This is a genomic window from Paraburkholderia elongata, assembly GCF_013177735.1.
GTDB classification, from domain to species: domain Bacteria; phylum Pseudomonadota; class Gammaproteobacteria; order Burkholderiales; family Burkholderiaceae; genus Paraburkholderia; species Paraburkholderia elongata.
Genome location: NZ_WOEZ01000161.1, coordinates 23,619 through 43,176, shown reverse-complemented (window position 1 = coordinate 43,176; position 19,558 = coordinate 23,619). Strand labels below are relative to the sequence as shown.

General features: G+C 59.9%; 16 protein-coding genes and 1 pseudogene. 6 read left to right on the top strand and 11 right to left on the bottom strand.

Annotated features, from left to right (window positions below; translation table 11 throughout):
- Positions 1–21: 21 nt before the first annotated feature.
- The gene (locus GNZ13_RS28610; protein ID WP_172170835.1) at positions 22–882 is read right to left on the bottom strand and encodes a LysR family transcriptional regulator; all 861 of its coding nucleotides are present in this window, start codon (positions 880–882) and stop codon (positions 22–24) included.
- Positions 883–1,046: 164 nt separating this feature from the next.
- Here GNZ13_RS28610 and GNZ13_RS28605 point away from each other — a divergent pair, with 164 nt between their 5' ends.
- From GNZ13_RS28605 to GNZ13_RS28595, 4 genes and pseudogenes are all read left to right on the top strand, one after another.
- Positions 1,047–2,447, top strand: coding sequence for a DHA2 family efflux MFS transporter permease subunit (locus GNZ13_RS28605; RefSeq protein WP_172170833.1), 1,401 nt, complete (start codon positions 1,047–1,049; stop codon positions 2,445–2,447).
- 292 nt (positions 2,448–2,739) lie between these two features.
- Positions 2,740–4,674 carry an NHL repeat-containing protein gene (locus GNZ13_RS28600; protein ID WP_172170831.1) on the top strand — a complete coding sequence of 645 codons (1,935 nt, stop codon included), beginning with the start codon at positions 2,740–2,742 and terminating at the stop codon, positions 4,672–4,674.
- Positions 4,675–4,707: 33 nt separating this feature from the next.
- Positions 4,708–4,875 (top strand): annotated as a pseudogene (locus GNZ13_RS51650) (IS6 family transposase); the annotation flags it as partial.
- A gap of 154 nt (positions 4,876–5,029) precedes the next feature.
- A complete protein-coding gene (locus tag GNZ13_RS28595) occupies positions 5,030–5,959 on the top strand; it encodes a LysR family transcriptional regulator (protein ID WP_172170829.1) in 930 nt (309 codons plus the stop codon).
- A gap of 126 nt (positions 5,960–6,085) precedes the next feature.
- Here GNZ13_RS28595 and GNZ13_RS28590 read toward each other — a convergent pair whose 3' ends face one another.
- Together GNZ13_RS28590 and GNZ13_RS28585 are read right to left on the bottom strand one after the other, a co-directional pair.
- Positions 6,086–6,328, bottom strand: a complete 243-nt coding sequence (locus GNZ13_RS28590) for a hypothetical protein (RefSeq protein WP_172170827.1) — start codon at positions 6,326–6,328, stop codon at positions 6,086–6,088.
- Positions 6,329–6,441: 113 nt separating this feature from the next.
- Entirely contained in the window at positions 6,442–6,693 is a 252-nt protein-coding gene (locus tag GNZ13_RS28585) for a DUF1488 family protein (RefSeq protein WP_093644935.1), read from the bottom strand.
- A 394-nt stretch (positions 6,694–7,087) separates the two neighbouring features.
- On the opposite strand from GNZ13_RS28585, the gene GNZ13_RS28580 reads away from it, so the two are divergent.
- Complete coding sequence (locus tag GNZ13_RS28580) at positions 7,088–8,173, top strand: glycosyltransferase family 2 protein (protein WP_172170825.1); 1,086 nt, start codon at positions 7,088–7,090, stop codon at positions 8,171–8,173.
- Between the two features lie 123 nt (positions 8,174–8,296).
- Here GNZ13_RS28580 and GNZ13_RS28575 read toward each other — a convergent pair whose 3' ends face one another.
- From GNZ13_RS28575 to GNZ13_RS28565, 3 genes are all read right to left on the bottom strand, one after another.
- On the bottom strand, positions 8,297–9,022 hold the full coding sequence (locus tag GNZ13_RS28575; protein WP_172170823.1) for an amino acid ABC transporter permease: 726 nt from the start codon (positions 9,020–9,022) through the stop codon (positions 8,297–8,299).
- A gap of 2 nt (positions 9,023–9,024) precedes the next feature.
- Positions 9,025–9,750 (bottom strand): amino acid ABC transporter permease, encoded by a 726-nt coding sequence (locus GNZ13_RS28570; protein WP_172170821.1) that lies wholly within the window; start codon positions 9,748–9,750, stop codon positions 9,025–9,027.
- A gap of 112 nt (positions 9,751–9,862) precedes the next feature.
- Positions 9,863–10,684, bottom strand: coding sequence for an ABC transporter substrate-binding protein (locus tag GNZ13_RS28565; protein WP_172170819.1), 822 nt, complete (start codon positions 10,682–10,684; stop codon positions 9,863–9,865).
- 291 nt (positions 10,685–10,975) lie between these two features.
- Here GNZ13_RS28565 and GNZ13_RS28560 point away from each other — a divergent pair, with 291 nt between their 5' ends.
- Positions 10,976–11,197, top strand: a complete 222-nt coding sequence (locus tag GNZ13_RS28560; RefSeq protein WP_063495933.1) for a hypothetical protein — start codon at positions 10,976–10,978, stop codon at positions 11,195–11,197.
- Between the two features lie 142 nt (positions 11,198–11,339).
- Here the strand turns inward: GNZ13_RS28560 and GNZ13_RS28555 are convergent, their stop codons facing one another.
- The 5 genes from GNZ13_RS28555 to GNZ13_RS28535 all read right to left on the bottom strand — a co-directional run bounded on the left by GNZ13_RS28555 (position 11,340) and on the right by GNZ13_RS28535 (position 19,095).
- Positions 11,340–12,653, bottom strand: a complete 1,314-nt coding sequence (locus tag GNZ13_RS28555) for an MFS family transporter (RefSeq protein ID WP_172170817.1) — start codon at positions 12,651–12,653, stop codon at positions 11,340–11,342.
- A gap of 147 nt (positions 12,654–12,800) precedes the next feature.
- Positions 12,801–13,988: a GSU2403 family nucleotidyltransferase fold protein gene (locus GNZ13_RS28550; RefSeq protein ID WP_328807312.1), complete on the bottom strand. Its 1,188-nt coding sequence runs from the start codon at positions 13,986–13,988 to the stop codon at positions 12,801–12,803.
- Between the two features lie 63 nt (positions 13,989–14,051).
- Entirely contained in the window at positions 14,052–15,767 is a 1,716-nt protein-coding gene (locus GNZ13_RS28545) for a SpoVR family protein (RefSeq protein WP_172170815.1), read from the bottom strand.
- Positions 15,764–17,032 carry a YeaH/YhbH family protein gene (locus tag GNZ13_RS28540; protein WP_172170813.1) on the bottom strand — a complete coding sequence of 423 codons (1,269 nt, stop codon included), beginning with the start codon at positions 17,030–17,032 and terminating at the stop codon, positions 15,764–15,766. Before GNZ13_RS28540 ends, GNZ13_RS28545 begins: the two co-directional genes overlap by 4 nt.
- A 140-nt stretch (positions 17,033–17,172) precedes the next feature.
- Positions 17,173–19,095 (bottom strand): PrkA family serine protein kinase, encoded by a 1,923-nt coding sequence (locus tag GNZ13_RS28535; protein ID WP_172170811.1) that lies wholly within the window; start codon positions 19,093–19,095, stop codon positions 17,173–17,175.
- Positions 19,096–19,558: the final 463 nt, after the last annotated feature.

Here is a 19,558-nt window from a genome sequence, read left to right as displayed (position 1 = left end):
TCAGGCGCCGCCCGCGCGGCTTCATTCACCAATCCACGAACCGCGCAAATCGCTGTCGTGCAGCAATTGCAGCAACGTGCCCGCCGGACGGCTCAGCCGTTTGGCGGCCAGCGCGATGAATTCCACCGAGGGCAGCGTCGGCAAACTGGCCGCGTTGAGCGGCGGCGTCAGACCCCGCGCGGCCAGATACTGCGGACGAACCGTGATGCCGAGCCCGCCGCGCGCGGCCGCAATACAACCCGCGTGACTGCTGCTCGTGCAGACCACCTGCCAGCTGAAACCGGCTTCGGCGAGCGCATCGAGCACAACGGCTCGCGTCACGCTCGGCTCGGCGACCAGAATCAGCGGCAACGGCTGGCTGAGGTCGACCAGCGTGCCGGTGCGCGCCAGCCACTCCAGCCGCCCGGTGAAAAGCGGCACGCCGCGGCGGTCGCCCAGACGCCGCTTACCGACCAGCAAATCGATCGAGCCGGCGTCCAGCAACTCATACAGCTTGCCGGTCATACCGATCGTGATTTCCAGCTCGACATCGGGATGCGCGTTGCGAAACGCCGCCAGCACCGTGGGCAGCGGCCCAAGCGCGACGTCGTCCGATGAACCGAGCCGCACGCGCCCTTTCAGACGCGGCGCGCGAAACTGCGACTCGGCTCGTGCGAGTGCTTGCAGGATCACGCTGGCGTGCGCGAGCATGGCCTCGCCGTCCGGGGTCATCGCGAGCGAATGGGTGTCGCGCACGAACAGGCGCCGCCCGACGCTCTGTTCGAGCCGGCGGATATGTTCGCTGACGCTCGACTGCGTGAGATCGAGTTGCCGCCCCGCCTCGGTGAAGCTATGGCAGGCTGCGACTGTTGTGAAGGTCTTGAGCCAGATGGGATTGAGCATGCGTCATTGTGGTCCTGGTTATCGGCAAAGTCGATAACAGTCAGCGTCTTTAGTGGGGTTCCCGATTGACGACGATGTCAATATGATGACGGAATCCCGCCAACGATTGCTTCGAGCACGGACCGCTGGTCTATCCATCCCGCCGCCTCCGCAGCCATTTGAATATGAACAAGGATTCCGCCCAGACCGCGCTGCTCTGGATAGTCGCCGCCGGCTTTTTCATGCAGTCGCTCGACACGACGATCGTCAACACCGCGTTGCCGTCGATTGCGAACAGCCTGCACGTCGCGCCGCTCGCGATGCAACCGATCGTGGTCGCTTACACGCTGACCATGGCCATGCTCACCCCCGCGTCGGGCTGGCTCGCCGACCGTTTCGGCACACGGCGCGTCTATTTCGTGGCAATTCTCATATTCGTGCTCGGGTCGATCTGCTGCGCGAGCGCGCATACGCTCGGCCAACTGGTGATGGCGCGGGTCCTGCAAGGGCTGGGCGGCTCGATGCTGCTGCCGATCGGAAGGCTCGCCGTCCTGCGCAGCGTCTCGAGCGAGCAATACGTGTCGGCGCTCGCGTTCATTTCGATTGCCGGCCAGTTGGGGCCGATCGCCGGGCCGACGCTCGGCGGCTGGTTCGTTCAGGCCATCACATGGCACTGGATCTTTCTCATCAATGTGCCGATCGGCGCGTTAGGTCTCTACGCGGTGCAGCGATTTTTGCCGGCGCATGGCGAAACTCAGGCGCCGCCATTCGACTTCGTCGGCTGTGGGCTGCTGTCGCTGTGCATGATCGCGTTTTCGGTAGCCGTCGACGCGCCGGTCGACACGCACCGCGCAGCATGGTCGGCGGGTCTCTTCGCGCTCGCTGTGGTCAGCGCGCTTGCCTACATTCCGCACGCAAAGCGCCGCAACAATCCGCTCTTCAAACTCTCGCTCTTTAGCGAACCGAATTTCAGCGTCGGTCTGATCGGCAACCTGGTATGCCGCGTCGGCTCGAGCGCCGTACCGTTCCTCGTGCCACTGCTGCTGCAATTGCAGCTCGGCTACACCCCGCTGCATTCCGGCCTGATGATGCTGCCTGCCGCACTTGCCGGCACCCTCACAAAACGCTGGATTGCGCCGCTCGTGCGCCGCTATGGCTATGACACGTTCCTGCTCGTCAACACGGTAATCGTGGGGTCGGCGATCGTTGCGTTCGCATTGATTACGCGTGGTACGCCGCTCATCGTCGAGATCGTGATTCTGGCGGTGTTCGGCGGCGCCAACTCCATGCAATTCGCGGCGATGAACAGCGTTACGCTCAAAGGCCTCTCGCATGAAGATGCCGGCAGCGGCAACAGCCTCTTTTCGATGGTGCAGATGCTGGCGATCGGGCTGGGCGTTTCGATCGGCGGCGGGCTGGTGAATCTGTTCTCGGCGCAATGGGGATCGGCGGCGCTTGGGTTCCGCCTGAGCTTCGTGTGCGTGGGCGTCATCACGCTGGTGTCGGCATGGGTGTTTCGCCATCTCGACGAAGCACCCGTCACGCGCGAGATGCGCGTCCAGGCGACTCAGGGCGCGGGACGCTGAATAGCGTCTCTCAATCCGGCACACGGACGCCGGAAAATCCTTCGCCCGCTTTGAACCATACGAAGCTCTTGAGTGCATCCGCAATTTGATCTAGAAATGAGGAGGCGCGAATTGCCCGCTATGCGTCTCGAGTTGAAGAAGTCATTCTCCTGCCACTTGTCGACGGTACGCTGTATGTAATACAGACCGCGCTAGATGGTCTCGAGAAAGATTTTACCGATCACGGATTTCAAGAAATCTGGCTGGCCGACCATTCACGTGAATGATCGCTACATTCAGGAGAGCATCAGTCATGGTCGAAAAAAAACGAATTCATGCTGCGCTCCTCGCCGCAGCGATCGCCACGATTGCGCCGGCCTGTCAGGCGCAAAACACCACCGACTGGCTGGCGAACACCTATGGCACCCTCGCCGCCCACGTGGGTAACACCGCACGTTCCATGTGGGTCGCGCCCGAAGGCGTCGTCTATACGGCCTCCATGTGGGACGAGTACGAGGGTGGCGTCGCCATCTACCAGAACGGCAAGAGCGTCGGCTCGATTGGCGCGCATGGCGAGTTTCAGGGCGGCGCGATCACGGGCAACGCGACGTCGATCTTCGCGGCACTGCAGTCCGGCAACACGTACGGAAGCGGCGCGGTGGGACGATACAACCGCACCACCAGGACTCGCGATCTTTTGATTCAGATCAGCGCGGTGACCAACCAGCCTCGGGTCGACGTCATCACCGGACTCGCCACGGCGGGCTCGCTCCTCTATGCGAGCGACTTCTATGGCAATCGCGTCCGGATCTTCACTATCGACGGTGTCTGGAAGCGGGACATCAACGTCTCGGGCCCGGGCGCGCTCGCCCTGGATGGCGCAGGCAACGTCTGGGTCGCACAGAAGAGTGCGGGCTCGATCGTCGAGTTCAGTCCAACCGGCGCCCTGCTGAACACCATCCAGATGTCCAGCGGGTCGCAGCCGTCGGCGCTCTATTTCGATGCGTCATCGGGGCAGCTCATGGTCGGGGACGAGGGCCCCGACATGAACATCAAGCGCTACAAGCTCTCGAGCACGCCAACACTGGCCGGTACATTCGGCATTCAGGGCGGTTATCTCGACACCACGACGGGAATCAAAGGTCAGGTCGGCGCGAAGCGCTTCACCCGCGTCGCTGGCATCGGCAAGGACACCGCCGGCAACCTCTATGTGCTCAACAACCCGTGGGGCGGCAGCTGGGACCTCGGCCGCAACGGCGGCACCGACATTCATGCGTATGACAGTGCCGGCAACTTGCGGCGGACGCTTCAGTCCCTCAACTTCGAGGGCGTCGCTGCCCCGGACCCGGCCACGGATGGCGCCTTGTTCTATGGCGGCACCAACATCTACACCGGCAGCGCTGGAGGCACCTTCGTCGCGAACACTGTCGATCCGTTCGCCTACCCGTCGGATCCGCGAGTCAACATCAACGATCGCGCACGGGATGAGCACTTCGGTCAACTTGCCACGGTCGGCGCCAATCGGATCCTCGTGGTGTCCAGCCAGAATCCCGATACCTTCTACTTTTTCCACTTCAATGCTGCGAATGGCTACATCGCAATACCGGACGCCACGCTTCCCGGCACGGCGTTCAAAACGACCGCATCGGTCAGGGACGGATTCTGCATCGACAGCAAGGGGGGCGTGTGGGCCGGTCTGGACAGGACCGGTTACATCTACCACTACCCGCTGACCGGCTTCGACGCCAGCGGCAAGCCAACATGGGGACCCGGTATCCCCATCCGCATTCCCGCGAGCATTCAGCCGCTGACGCGCATCGTCTACCTCGCGGACAGCGACACCATGATTCTCGGACAGGGCATCGTCGGGAGTACGGATTGGACGTCGATAGGCACGCGGATCGAGGTGTATCACGGCTGGAGCGCGGGCAACACCACGGCACCCAATCCGGTGATCAACCTTACCCACGCCGGCGCCAAGTCGATCGACGCGGCCGGCAGCTATCTCTTCGTCGGCTACTGGTTCAGCAGCAGCGGGCAAGCTTTGCCGAACATCGACGCCTTCAATCTCGCTACAGGCAACCTCGACGCCACGCTGGTCAACACCAGTAACGGTACCGTGGACGCCAGCAGCGCCATTGATTCGATGTACGGCATCAGGGCATACCTTCGATCGACGGGCGAGTACGTGGTCACGAAGAACAACGTCAAGGGCAACAGCATCACCGTTTATCGCTGGACGCCCTGATCGTGCGTTTGGTCCATGAGAGAGGCTTGGCCCCGGACAAACGTCATGCCTGGCTTCAAACGCTTCAGGAACGCCGCGACCACCCTTGCGGGCATTGAGCTGATTCATCGCATTCGCAAAGAGCAATTCCGCCTTGGCGGGTTGCGCCTCAAAGATACCATTGCGTCGGCTGTCTGGAATGCCGTCCTGTCGGCTCAATAAAATAGCCTATCTATTGAAAACAGCTCGTCCTTACGGGCTATTTGCACCAGAGCCCGAATTGACGCTTTCATTTCGTTCCGAATACCGGCGCATGAATTCAAACGATGTTTCGAGTTAGCATGTCACACATTAATGCATAACAAAGGAATATCACATGCCATTTGACGAGCGCATGCTGAACGGCATGGGCGTGCTGACGGCGATCGTCGACTGCGGCAGTTTTGCGGCGGCAGGCGTTGCACTCGACATGTCGCAATCCGGGGTCAGCCGTTCGGTTGCACGGCTTGAAGCACGCCTCGGCATCCGGCTATTCGACCGCACTACCCGCTCGGTCACACTGACGGACGAAGGCCGGCGCTTTTACGAACAGATCGTGCCGCTGCTCGGTGGACTCGAGGAAGCGGCCGCTTCCGCAGCTGGGGGCGCCACTGCGATTCGCGGACGTTTGCGCGTGAACATGGACCCGTTCTTTTCGCGTCTCGTGCTGGGGCCGAGGCTCGGCGGCTTCATCGATAAGCATCCCGATCTGCAACTCGAGTTGATCACGCGCGACCTGTTAGGCGATATGGTCGCCGACGGCTTCGACCTTGCGATCCGTTTCGGCGACCCGCCGGTTTCGACGCTGATTGCACGCAAGCTGCTCGACACGCGGATTATGACTGTGGCCGCGCCGTCGTATCTGAAGAAGCATGGCCATCCGGCGAACCCCGCCGAACTTGAAAGCGGCAAGCATGTGTGCATCAAGTTTCGTGATCCGTTGATGGGTTACCCGTTCAATTGGGAGTTCCACCGCGGACGCAAGAAAATCGCGATTACGCCGCAAGGCCGCTTGACCGTGAACGACGTTGGCACCTTGCATAGTGTGTGCGCTGCGGGCCAGGGCGTCGCGCAGATTCTCGCGCTCGGCGCCGAGTCGTTGCTCGTCAATGGCAAACTGGTTGAACTGTTTCCCGACTGGGGCGACGAGGTTTATCCGCTGTATGCGCTCTATCCATCGCGGCATCATCCGCCAGCCAAGGTGCGGGCGTTTTTCGACTTCATCGTTTCGCTGACGGGGGGCTCGATACGCGAACCGGCCGTTTGAGTCGCGGTTGGACACGGGCAATGCCCTGCCGAAAACCAGCGCGCAGCAGCCATGCGTTTATCGACGTAGCGGGCGCGGCACAAATAGAAAAACCGGCTTTACGCCGGTTATTTTCCTTCCGAATGCCTAAAGAGCGACGGGTTTCTTTTTGAGCATCAAGGGTCGGCGCGTTTGCATCAGCGTACTCCTTGCGCCCAGCCACTTCGTGACGTGCTTGACCCATTGCTTCGGTGCGGCTTCACTGCCCTGGCCCCGCTGCGGCTCGTTTGCCGTGGGTGTGGCCGCCTTATCGCTTCCGGCAACGCGCGCTGCTTCGCGCCGCCGTTTGCTGTCGGCGATTTCTTCTAAGTTGACCTGATCATCATCCATGCTGGAACTCCCGCGACAAAGCAAGGCGACGCGCCGGTGGGCGCCGTACTGCTTCGGCTGTGGAACAAGGCGGCGCACGGCAGGTCCGGTTGGACGTGCCGCGCCGCGCTGCATCAAGAAATCGTATAGCGGTTTTGCGGACCGCCGACATAAAGACCGCGAGCGAGCGTGAGGATTTGCTCGCGATGACGGTCGAAGGCCGCCAGCACTGCCGGTTCGTCGGAGCCTGCGCTCGGGCTCAAATTCGAAATGACCGAATTGTTGACAGTGAAGGCGATTTCGCGCGCGTTGTCATAGCCCCAGAAATTGACGCAATGACGGAAGGCGTCGTAACTGCGGCTTGGGTTCGGGAAGTTGAGGGACATTTCACGCTCCCGTGGTGTTTTCCTTCTTTACGGTGCGCCGAATATGGGGCGCGGTCAAGGGGTTGTTTGTAAGTGTGTGACAACGATAAGAGCAAGCTGCCCGAACGGACGATGAAGGGCGCGATCAGTCGCAAGCGGTCCGTCCCGGCAAAAAAACCGGCGAAGGCAAACTGTCAGCCAGTTGAAATATCAAGTGCTAACCCAAGCGGCTTTGCTGCGTTTTGGCACCAAAACCGCACAAATTTTCCCCTTCTAACCGCTTTCACAACGTTGACATTTTTTCCGATTTATTACGGATTATTTTTTTCTTGTAATGCACTATTTTGCGGCATGCAGCAATGTGTGCGCAAAGCGAACCGGCTGCTCCCGTTAACAGATAAGAAAGGAGACGCCCGTGTTTACCTTCTCCACCGCATCCCCCACGTCCCGCCCCTCGCCCAAGGTTTCCATTTGCCTGCCAACCTGCAATCGGCCTGAGTTGATCGCGGAGTGCATCGATTCGTGCCTCGCGCAAACTTATGGCAACCTGGAGATTGTGATCGGCGACGATTCAAAGGATAAACGCACCCAGCAGTTGATCGCGCAGCGCTATGCGAACGAACCGCGCGTCCGCTATGCGATGAACCAGCCGCCTCTCGGCCAGGCGCGCAATGTCGCGAGCCTGTTCGAGCGTGCGCGCGGCGACAAGATCCTGCTGATTCACGACGACGACCTGCTCACCACCGACGGCATCGAAAAGCTGGTGTCGCTATGGAAACTTCATCCGCAGCTCGAAGTGGCCTTCGCCGATCAGTACGAGGCCGATCACACCGGCGCCATCGACTTCGAAGCCAGTACACGCCTGAACACCGCGTTTCGACGCACGCGGGACGCCGAAGGCTTGCAGCCTCTGCCGGGCAGAACCGGGCTGATCCAGATGTTCCCGAACAACGGCTGGATGGCCAACGCGGACCTGGTCAAGCGGATCGGCTACAAGGACCAGTACGGCATGTGCTGCGATTTCGTGTTCGGCACCGAACTCTGTCTCGCGGCGCGCAAGGTGTTTTACCTGCACGAATACGTGTCGGTATATCGGAAGACGGCGACCTCGATCTCGCATAGCACGCGCGGCACGACGGTTGCCGCGACCGTCAGTGCGTATGCGTTCGTCAAGGCGCTGAAGCTGCCGCCGCAACTGGAACCGTCACGCAAGCTGGCGTTACGCCGGCTCGCGCCGATCGTCGTCTCGGTTCATGCGAGGAATCGCCAGACAGTGCCTGGGTTGAAGATCGCGCTCACGCATCTCTTCGCCTACAAGTATGGTTTCAGCATGCGGCTCTATTACCACCTGCTCATGCTCTCACGTGCGGCTGTGAGCGTGCGGCAGCGCGCAACGGTGGCTGCGGTGGTCGCAGCAGCGCCGGCTGTCGTCGCCGAGCCGGCCGCCGCTGTGACGGAGCTCGTTACGGACCTCGTGACCGATCGATCCGAACTGGTCTGACGCTGCCGTAGCTGCACTCGACCGCCCCTTCCTGCGCCGCAGCTTGCTCCATGAGCACGATCAGTGGACAAACATCGCTGCGGTTTTCAGGCTAGCTGGTTAGTCGGTTAGTCGGTTAGTCGGTTAGTCGCCAGACAATGCATGGGCGGCGGCCGGTGCGAGCGGTCGTACGATGCGTTTGCGCCGCGTCAGCGCATAACTGGCGACACGATCAAGCGCCGTGCACAGCACAAGATAGATGAAGCCGGCGAACAAAAAGATCTGCGCGGGATACACCATCAGCCGATTGCTGACCTGCGTCGCGACGAACGACAACTCGCCGACGCCGACGATATACGCGAGCGAGGTGTCCTTCACCAGCGACACCCATTGATTCACGAACGACGGCGCCATGATGCGCATCGCCTGAGGCAGCAACACATAGCGCAGCGTTTGCATCCGCGTAAGGCCGAGCGAGAGCCCGGCTTGCCACTGACCGTCGCCGACCGCTCGAATGCCCGCATGCACCGAGTGCGCAAGATACGCGCCGCCGATCAGCGAGAGGGCACAGACGACCGTCGCGAGCCCGGGCACATCGATATGGAAGACCACAGGCAGCAGGAAATATGTCCAGAAGATCAGCATCAACACAGGTATCGCGCGAAAGAAACCAATCACGAGTAGCAACGGTATCCGGGCGATACGCCCCGCCATCGTCAGCGCAATGCCACCCGCGACACCGAGCACCGCCGAAGCAAGCGCGGAACACAATGCAAGCACCAGCGTGAGCGCCGCGCCGCCGAGCGGTCCTTGCGGAAATGCGCCGACCAGCAGATACGGCAGGTTATTGGCGAACAGCGACCACGTCATGCTCAGCGCCTCGCGAATGAGCGGTCGCGCGCATGCGCCACCGTATGCGCGACGGCTTCGATCAACGCGACGGCAGCGATATACAACACGGTTGCCACACCGAATGCCTCGAAAGTTTTAAAGGTCTCCGTCTCGACCTGACGCGACGCGTACGACAGTTCTGCAAGACCGATCGCCATGGTCAGCGATGAGTTTTTCACGAGGTTCATGTATTGGCCGAAGAGCGGCGGCAGCGAAATGCGCACGGCTTGCGGCAAAACAACGTAACGGAACGCCTGCAATGGCGTGAGCCCCAAGGCCGAGGCCGCAGCATGCTGACCAACCGGCACGCCGCGCAAACCCGCCTGGAACTCCTCTGCGATGAAGGCTGCCGTATAACACACGAGCCCAACCCACCCGGCGACAAATTCGAACGACGGCCAGCGCAACGCGTACGCGCCGATGTGCACGCTATGCGGCGTGTTCAGCCATTGCATCAATGCGTCAGGCATCAGCGTGGCCGCGCCGAAGTACCAGAAGAACAGTTGCACCAGCAACGGCGTGTTGCGAAACACAAGCACATACGTGGCCGTTGCACGACGCAGCCCGCCGTACCGGGCATGACGCGCGATCGCCAGCACGAAGCCGAACAAGGTGGCCGCGAGCGCTGCCGTCAACGCAAGACCGACGGTGACACCGAAGCCTTGCCACAGCCACATCAGATACTTTGGAGCGAGCCACGCTTGCATCTTTGAACCTGCTTCTTTAAATCCGCTTCTTTAAACCCGCTTCTTTCGAAAACGCCGTCGGGCACGTTGACAACGTGCCCGTTCATTCCTGGGTGCTGCAGCGACACGGCGATCAGGTCCTGTCGCCGATCTTGAAGATGCGCGCGAGCGGCGTCTTCGTTTGCGGACCGAACCAGCGGTTGTAAATCTTCGCGGCCGAGCCGTCGGCTTCCAGTCCCTTCAGCGTATCGTTCACAAAGCCGACGAGGCGCGTCTCGCCCTTCGGGATTCCGACGCCCATGTAGTCGTTCGAAATCGTGAACGCCGGAATCTCGTAGTTCTGCTTGTCCGGCACGTTGGCGAGCAGGCCGACCAGCTTCGGACCGTCCTGCGTGATCGCCTGCACGTTGCCCGCGCGCAAAGCCGCAAATGCGAACGGCGTGTCGTCATACGCGACGATCGTGGCTTGCGGGAATTTCTCGCGCAGCGTGATCTCGTTGGTGGTGCCTTTGTCGGCGCCCACCCGCAAGCTGTTGATCTGATCCGCCGACTTCAGCACACCCTTCTTCGCCAGAAACTGCTGGCCCGACGAGAAATACGGAATGCTGAAATCGACCTGTTTGGCGCGCTCGTCGGTAATCGTGAAGTTGGCGAGCACCAGGTCTACTTTCTTCGACGTGAGGAACGGAATGCGGTTGGCCGGATTGGTCGGCTGCAGTTCGAGCTTTACGCCGAGCTTGTCGGCAAGCGCCTTCGCGTAGTCGACGTCGAGACCGACGATGTGGTTGCTTGTTGCGTCGACGTAACCGAACGGCGGATTGCTGTCGAAGGTCGCGACGCGCAATACGCCTGCCTTCCTGATGTCGTCGAGACGGTCGGCGTGGGCGAGCCCCGATACCGTCATTGTCAGTCCCGTCATTGTCATTAACCAGGCGGCGAGTATTTTCGATTTCATTTTTATGGATCTCTTTGTTTGTGTGCAATGCGTATGCGATGTTTCAGAAACGGATGCGTGTTGGCGATATCCATCGCAAATCTGTCGCGAGCGCGAAGTGCAACTGATGGCCACGCATGGGCGTCACATTAGCAGCGACGCCACGCGGTCCGAACCAAGAAATGCTCCTGTAATAAGCGCGTTTTCTGCTAAGCATCCGCTCATTAGCAAACGCGTATTTGTCGCTTGGTCTTGCGCGTGCGGCTGATTAGGATGGACCTCGAACCGTCATCAGCCCCGAGGTGATTCGCCATGTCCGACAGTGCCTGTTTCAAGCCGCGTGTGATCGAGCCAGTCGTCGTCAATCAGCCGGAAGGATTGGGGCTTGCAGTGGAGTTGTGGCTTGCGCATCCCGTCGATGGAATCGCGGGGCGAGCCGTGCAGATTCATTTGCGCAGCGATGCGAAGATGGCGCAAGCAGAGGCGCTGCGCGATCTGCTGCATGTGCTGGGAACGGAGATCGTAGTGGCTTGAGTGCGCGCCGTGCTTGCCGTGCTTGCCGTGCTTGCCGTGCTTGCCGTGCTTGCCGACAGGATAAAAAAACGGCGGCCGGGTTGCCCTTGGCCGCCGTTCTCAAGCAGCGCTCATGCGTGCTGTTCGAGCGTATCGATCACGCTCAAGGCTCGAGACGCAGATACCCTTCTTTCGAAGGATCGCGCATGCGCAGCGACACGATGCCGGCGATCGCGCACAGCACGGTGACATACCAATAGAACATCGACTCGTTGCCCACCGATTTCAGCCACAGCGCGACGTATTCCGCCGAGCCGCCGAAGATCGCATTGGCCACCGCATACGACAGACCCACGCCGAGCGCGCGCACTTCCGGCGGGAACATTTCGGCCTTGATCAGGCCGCTGATGGACGTATAGAAGCTGACGATCGCCAGCGCCACGACCACGAGGCCGAAGGCCGCATACGGGCTCGTCACGTCTTTCAAGGCATGCAGCAGTGGCACGGTGCCAATGGTCGCGAAGAAGCCGAAGAACAGCATCGAACGACGGCGGCCGATACGATCCGACAAGGCGCCGAACGCCGGCTGCATCACCATGTAGACAAACAGCGCCGCGGTCATCACGTTGCTCGCCGTCTTGGCGTGCATACCGGCTGTGTTGACCAGGTACTTCTGCATGTACGTGGTGAACGTGTAGAAAATCAGCGAGCCGCCGGCCGTGAAGCCGAGCACCGTCGCGAATGCGCCCTTGTGCAGCCACAAGCCGCGCAGCGTGCCGGCTTCCTTACGTTGACGCGTTGCAGCCGTGGTCGTTTCTTCAAGCGATTTACGCAGATACAGCGCGACCAGCGCCGCCAATGCACCGATCACGAATGGCACGCGCCAACCCCACGCTTTCAGTTCTTCGGTGGAGAGGGTTTGTTGCAGAACCACCAGCACCAGCAGCGCGCACAACTGGCCGCCAATCAGCGTGACGTACTGGAACGACGCGAAGAAGCCGCGGCGGCCCTTCAGCGCGACTTCACTCATATAGGTGGCGCTGGTGCCGTACTCACCGCCCACCGACAAGCCCTGGAACAGGCGCGCGACCAGCAGCAGCGCCGGCGCCAAGGCGCCGATCTGCGCATACGTGGGAAGCACCGCGATCACGAGCGAGCCGCCGCACATCATGAACACCGACACCATCATCGCGGTCTTGCGACCGTGCTTGTCGGCGAGCCGGCCGAAGAACCAGCCGCCGATCGGGCGCATCAGGAAGCCCGCCGCGAAGACGCCGGCGGTGTTGAGCAACTGCGTGGTGGTGTTGCCGTTCGGGAAGAAGGCCGGCGCGAAATATAGCGCGCAGAACGAATACACGTAGAAGTCGAACCACTCGACTAGATTGCCCGATGAAGCGCCAACGATCGCGAAGATGCGGCGCCGGGTGTCGTGTGCGTCGTAAGCCCTGGCCACGGTTTGGTCGGTTAGGTCGGTCATGCTGTTGTCTTTCCTTGTCTTTAAACGGAGGTAGCGGTCGTGGCGCCGCCTTCACAACACGCGCATCGAGGTGCCGCAGTGGCACCTATAGCGCGCGTGCGCGAATTTTACAGAATTGCAAGGGAAAGATGGGGGTTTGTTAGGGGACTATGCCGCGAGGTTCGTTGCGAGCTCCTCGAGTCCGGCTTCGTGAGCATCGCGCATCAGCGCTTCGACCTCAGGCAAGGTGCGGCGCACGAGTGCGCGCGCCGATCGCGGAAGGTCGGCGCAGGCGTCTTCGATGTCGCCGGTGCGATGTTCGCCAAGCATGGCCAGCAATACCGACGCCTGCTGCACGTCCTTTTGTGACTTGACGAGCGTGTTCGTTCGCAGGCGCGACACGAGCAGTTTGTGGATTGCAAAGCGGGCGGCGTCAGGTACGCGTACGGGCACGGCACCATGCCGTGACACGAGCGTGCCGGTCTGAGACCGGCCTAGCAGGTAAGCAAGATACGGCATGCCCGTGGCATGCGCATTGAGCTCGGCCACCGGCACGGTGGGAAACGAGTCGTCATTCGAGGGAACCAGCAAATCGACGTGAAAGCGTGACTTTCCTGCCTCCGTAAACGAGGTGGACGCCTCACCGCGTTTCATCGAAGGGACCGGCACGAAGTTGATGCCGGTCTCCTTGAGCATCGCGAGCAGTCCGCCTTCGGGAAGGTTGACGAGTGCGAGCTGATGCCGGCGCGCGATATCGATATCCTCGGTCTCGTATGAGATGGCCTTGATGCCGAGCGAGTTGAGAATCACGGCGTAAGCGTGCGAGCCAACCAACACTGCCCCGGCCTCGAAAAGGCCGTAATTGTAAAGAACGCCGACCGTAGCGTAGGTTTTGTTGTCCGCCAGCTGAAAGCCCAGCTTGCTGAGGTCCCGGATGCGCGAAATGAGATCCTTGCTCAGGTCGATGCGGTGCCGCACCTCCTCGACACTGCGGTCCACTTCTGGATCACCCTTTGGACCGCCAAGGCTCTCCTCCTGCTTCTTGCCTTCCGGCCCCATGTACTGACGGGCGTAGTAGACGGCCCCACCCCGTTTGTGCTCGATCACCGTTCCGGGCGCTCCCATCAGGACCTTGTCCTGAGTGGCGGCTGCCTGTTCGATGTTGGCGAACTGGGAGCAGTAGGCTTGTTCTTGCTGCTCGTAGAGAAGAAAAGGCGGCATGGAATTTTTCAGTAGTTTTTTATATTTTACTGAAAAAATGAACTTGCGTTTTTTCAGTACTTTCTCATAAATTACTGAAAGGCGGGTGCCGTGCGACCGGCCAGGCGTCGAATGACAGAAACCCCTGTTCGTCACAGACAAACAGGGGTTCCGGACAACTCAAAAACGCAGCCTTCCGCATGACAAGGTCGAGCGAATTCAAACCCTCACCGCCGGCGGCACATACTTACACTCATACCGCTTCCTCACCGTGCCATTCTCATCGACGCTCTCCAGGTAGACGTCGAACTGCCACAAGCGCGCCATGTGCTTGAGCACTTCATCGCTATCGTTGGACAGATGCCGGTTGTCGCTCATGAAATGCCGCAGCGTCAGACTCCGGTCGCCGCGCGTATTCACCGCCCACACCTGAATATTCGGCTCCCGATGATGCATGTCGTACTGCCGCGACAACGCCTGACGCACGTATTGATACCCGCTGTCGTCATGAATCGCGGACACTTCGAGTGCATCGCGCATGTCGTCATCGAGCACCGAGAATAGACGCATCTCGCGGATCAGATGCGGCGACAGATACTGCGCGACGAAACTCTCGTCCTTGAAGTTGCGCATCGCATAGTGCATCGCCGGTAGCCACGGACTGCCGGCCAGTTCGGGGAACCACTTGCGATCTTCCTCCGTCGGCGCTTCGCAGATCCGGCGGATATCGCTCATCATCGAAAAACCGAGCGCGTACGGGTTGATGCCGCTGTAGTAAGGCTTCGTGACCGGCGGCTGGTAGACCACATTGCTGTGCGAATGGAGAAACTCCATCATGAAGCCGTCTTCCAGCTTGCCCTGGGCGTACATCGTGTTGAGCAAGGTGTAGTGCCAGAACGTAGCCCAGCCTTCGTTCATGACCTGGGTTTGCCGCTGCGGATAGAAATACTGCCCGACCTTGCGCACGATGCGGATCACTTCCCGCTCCCACGGTTCGAGCAGCGGTGCGTTCTTCTCCGCGAAATACAGCAGGTTTTCCTGCGGCTCCGGCGGATAACGCCCCTCGATTTCCTCCGGCAACGGTGTATGCCGGGTCGGCAAGGTGCGCCACAGTTCGTTCACCTGCGATTGCAGATATGCCTCACGTTCGCGGCGCGCCGCAAACTCCTTTTCCAGCGACAGTTTCTGCGGACGTTTGTAACGGTCCACGCCGTAGTTCATCAACGCGTGACACGAGTCGAGAAGTTCCTCCACCCGGTCGAGCCCGAAGCGCTCCTCGCACTCCGCGATGTAATTCTTCGCGTAGACGAGGTAGTCGATGATCGCGTGCGCATCCGTCCACAGCTTGAACAGATAGTTGCCCTTGAAGAACGAGTTGTGCCCGTAGGCCGCATGCGCGATGACGAGCGCCTGCATCGTCATCGTGTTCTCTTCCATCAGGTACGCAATGCAAGGGTTCGAATTGATGACGATTTCGTACGCCAGCCCCATCTGCCCGCGGCGGTAGCTTTTTTCAGTGGAAAGAAAGTGCTTGCCGAACGACCAGTGACGGTAGTTCACCGGCATGCCGACGGATGCGTAAGCATCCATCATCTGTTCGGCGCTGATGAGTTCGAGCTGGATCGGATATACGTCGAGTTCATATTGCTCTGCAACAAGGGCAATATGCGAGTCGTACTCTTCGATCAATTCGAAGGTCCAGTCGGACGGGCACGGCAAAGGCCGTCTATCGGCTACGTTCATACGGACTTCCCTTTGCCCCTCAGTGGGCGTTCCGGTGTGTCCCCGTGCTGCAGCGGTGTCGACTGCTCCGGCTGCGGCGGCTCCCGTATCGTCCGCCTTCGCCTCGGCATGCCCCGACTGTTGCTGCTGCGGCACGCCTTTCCCACGCTCAGGCTGATAGCCGCGCGCTTCGTTGTGCAGGTGTTTAGTCATGAAGACGCCGCCTGCTTTTCAAACAACTCCCGAAACACCGGATAAATGTCAGCCGCGGTTTCGACCTTCTTCATCGCCATGTGCGGCTGGCTCAGCGCCAACTGTGCATATTCGAGCCACAGGTTCTGCTCTTCCGGCGTGACCTGGATATACGCAAAATAGCGCACCTTCTCCAGGATGTCATCTGAAAGTATCTTGCGGCACTTGGGTGAATCGTCAGTCCAATTGTCGCCGTCGGAAGCCTGAGCGCCGTAAATATTCCATTCAGTCGGCGAATAGCGCTCGTCCATCACCTTCTGCATCAGCTCCAGCGCGCTCGACACCACCGTGCCGCCGCTCTCTGTCGAATGAAAGAACGTGTCCTCGTCGACTTCCTCGGCGCGCGTATGGTGGCGGATGAACACCACTTCGATCTTTTCGTAGTTACGCTTGAGGAACAGATACAGCAGGATGAAGAAGCGCTTGGCGAGATCCTTGCGCTGCTCGTCCATGGAACCGGACACATCCATCAGACAGAACATCACCGCCTGACTGGACGGCGTGGGTTGCTTCACCCGGTTCACGTAGCGCAGATCGAACGGGTCGATAAACGGAATGCGCCAGATGCGCCCGCGCAAGTGGTGGATTTCCTCTTCGAGCAGTTTGATGTCTTCGCGACGGTCGTCCGGATCGGCCTTCATCACGTCGAGTTGCCGTTCCATCTCGTGCAACTGGTTGACGAGCGGCGCACCGAGCGCAATACGGCGGCCGAGCGCGCTGCGTAGCGAACGCACCACGTCGATATTGTTCGGCGTGCCTTCGGCCGCCCAGCCGGCGCGGATACTCTTCCACGTAGGCACGGCCATCAGATGGGTTTTGACGAGACGCGGGAGTTCGAGGTCGTCGAAGAAATACTGCATGAATTCTTCGCGGCTCAACTCGAACACGAAGTCGTCCTGACCGTCGCCCTCGTTGCTGGCCTGGCTGCCCCCGCCTCCTCCGCCGCCTTGCGGGCGCTGGATCTTGTCGCCGCGGATGTAGTCCGAGTTGCCCGGATGCACCATCTCCCGCTTGCCGCCGGGACCATGCCGGAACGACGGCTCCGCGATGTCCTTGCGCGGAATCGTGATGCTCTGGGTGTTCTGGATGTCTTTGATGCTGCGGTCGCGCACCGCCTCCGAAACCGCGCGACGAATATAGTTCTTAACGCGGCGCAAAAAGCGCTCGCGATTTGCAATGCTCTTGTTCTTACCAGCTAACCTGCGGTCGATGATTTGATGAAGCACGCCCGGTCTCCCGCTGTAATTTCGAGTGCGCGAGACGCACGTTGCATAGGCATGTCTGCAAACGCAACGCTATGTCCATGCAACTTGCGCCTCGCAAGGTGCCCGCGCGGTCGGACCGCGCGGGCGGCACGCAGTGCGTATCATGACGACTTGCGCACGCGCAGATACCAGTCACACAGCAAGCGCACCTGCTTTGGCGTATAGCCCTTCGTCACCATCCGGTTGACGAAGTCTTCGTGCTTGCGTTGCTCTTCCGCCGAGCCTTTGGCGTTGAACGAGATCACCGGCAACAGTTCTTCCGTGTTCGAGAACATCTTCTTTTCGATCACGACGCGCAGCTTCTCGTAGCTGATCCACGCGGGATTTTTCCCCGCATTCGCAGCACGCGCACGCAACACGAAGTTGACGATCTCGTTGCGGAAGTCCTTCGGGTTGCTGATACCCGCAGGTTTCTCGATCTTCTCCAGTTCGGCGTTCAGCGCCGCGCGGTCGAAACTCTCGCCGGTGTCGTGGTCGCGGAACTCCTGATCCTGAATCCAGAAGTCCGCATACGTCACGTAGCGATCGAAAATATTCTGACCGTACTCGGAATACGACTCCAGGTACGCGGTCTGAATCTCCTTGCCGATAAACTCGGCATAGCGCGATGCCAGCACGTCCTTGATGAACGACAGATACTTCTGCTCGGTTTCCGGTGGGAACTGCTCACGCTCGATCTGCTGTTCGAGCACATACATCAGGTGCACCGGATTTGCTGCAACTTCGGTCGAATCGAAGTTGAATACACGCGACAGAATCTTGAACGCGAAGCGGGTCGACACGCCGGTCATCCCTTCATCCACGCCCGCGAAGTCGCGGTACTCCTGATACGACTTGGCCTTCGGATCGGTGTCCTTGAGATTCTCGCCGTCGTACACTTGCATCTTCGAGAACAGACTGGAGTTTTCCGGCTCCTGCAAGCGCGTAAGCACCGACATCTGCGCCATCATCTTCAGCGTACCCGGCGCGCATATCGCACTGGCCAGCGACGAATTACGCAGCAGCTTCTCGTAGATCTTGACCTCTTCACCGTAGCGCAAGCAGTACGGCACCTTCACAACGAAGATCCGGTCGAGCAGTGCTTCGTTGTTGCGGTTATTGCGGAACGCCTTCCATTCCGACTCGTTTGAGTGGGCGAGGATGATGCCGTCGAACGGGATCGCGCCGAAGCCTTCCGTGCCCTTGAAGTTGCCTTCCTGAGTCGCGGTGAGCAGCGGGTGCAAGACCTTGATCGGCGCCTTGAACATTTCGACGAACTCGAGCAAGCCCTGATTCGCGAGGCACAGGCCACCGGAGTAGCTGTATGCGTCCGCATCATCTTGTGCGTACTGTTCGAGCTTGCGAATGTCGACCTTACCGACCAGCGACGAAATGTCCTGATTGTTTTCGTCGCCCGGTTCGGTCTTGGCGATACCGATCTGACGAAGGATCGACGGATAGCGGCGCACCACGCGAAACTTGCGGATGTCGCCGTTGTATTCGTGCAGGCGTTTCACCGCCCACGGGCTCAAAATGTTTTTCAGGTAGCGGCGTGGAATACCATATTGCTCTTCGAGGATCGGACCGTCCTCGTCGTAATCGAACAGACCGAGTGGCGACTCGTTGACGGGCGAGCCCTTGATCGCGTAGAACGGCACGCGTTCCATAAGTTGCTTCAGACGTTCCGCGATCGACGATTTGCCGCCGCCGACCGGCCCCAACAGATATAGAATCTGTTTCTTTTCTTCGAGCCCCTGGGCCGAGTGCCGGAAGTAGGCGACCACCTGCTCGATCACCTCTTCCATTCCGTAGAACTCACGGAATGCGGGGTATACCTTGATGACCTTGTTCGCGAAGATACGCGACAGGCGCGGATCGTTGCGAGTGTCGATCTGTTCTGGTTCACCGATTGCCGTCAACATGCGTTCGCCGGCCGTGGCGTACGCGGCGGGATTGTCTTTGCAGAGCGCGAGATACTCCTCGAGCGAGAGTTCATCTTCTCGCGTTTTCTCGAAGCGGGTCGCGAAACTGCTGTAGATATCCATGCTACCTCCTCGCCGAAGTCTAGACCGATGTCGTGCGCGGCGCGCTATTCGGAAACGACATCGCTCGAATTCATCCTAAACCCTTTTAAATTTTTTTTCACGAACTACGTTGCGAAAATCGCGCCGTACCCGCCTCCCAACATTCATCACTTGGAAACGCAGATTCGCTCACCTACAATCTTGCGCTCGCACACAGCGAATGCGCAGCGACTGCCGGTCCACGTTGCTAGCTCTCCAACGCCCCTGCTCGCCGTGCTGCTCAGCACAGTTCGCTATGCTCCGTTACACGAATCGTCTCGTTCATCGAACGATCTCACTGCTGCACCAGACAGCCTGTCTGCACGCGCACACTTTGTTGCATCGAACGCGGACGTCATGCGTTTTACTGCGCCCCGGTACTTTTTTTCATCAACGCGCGGCATCGCCGTTTGGTCTACAACGACAGGCGCTGTGTTACATGTTC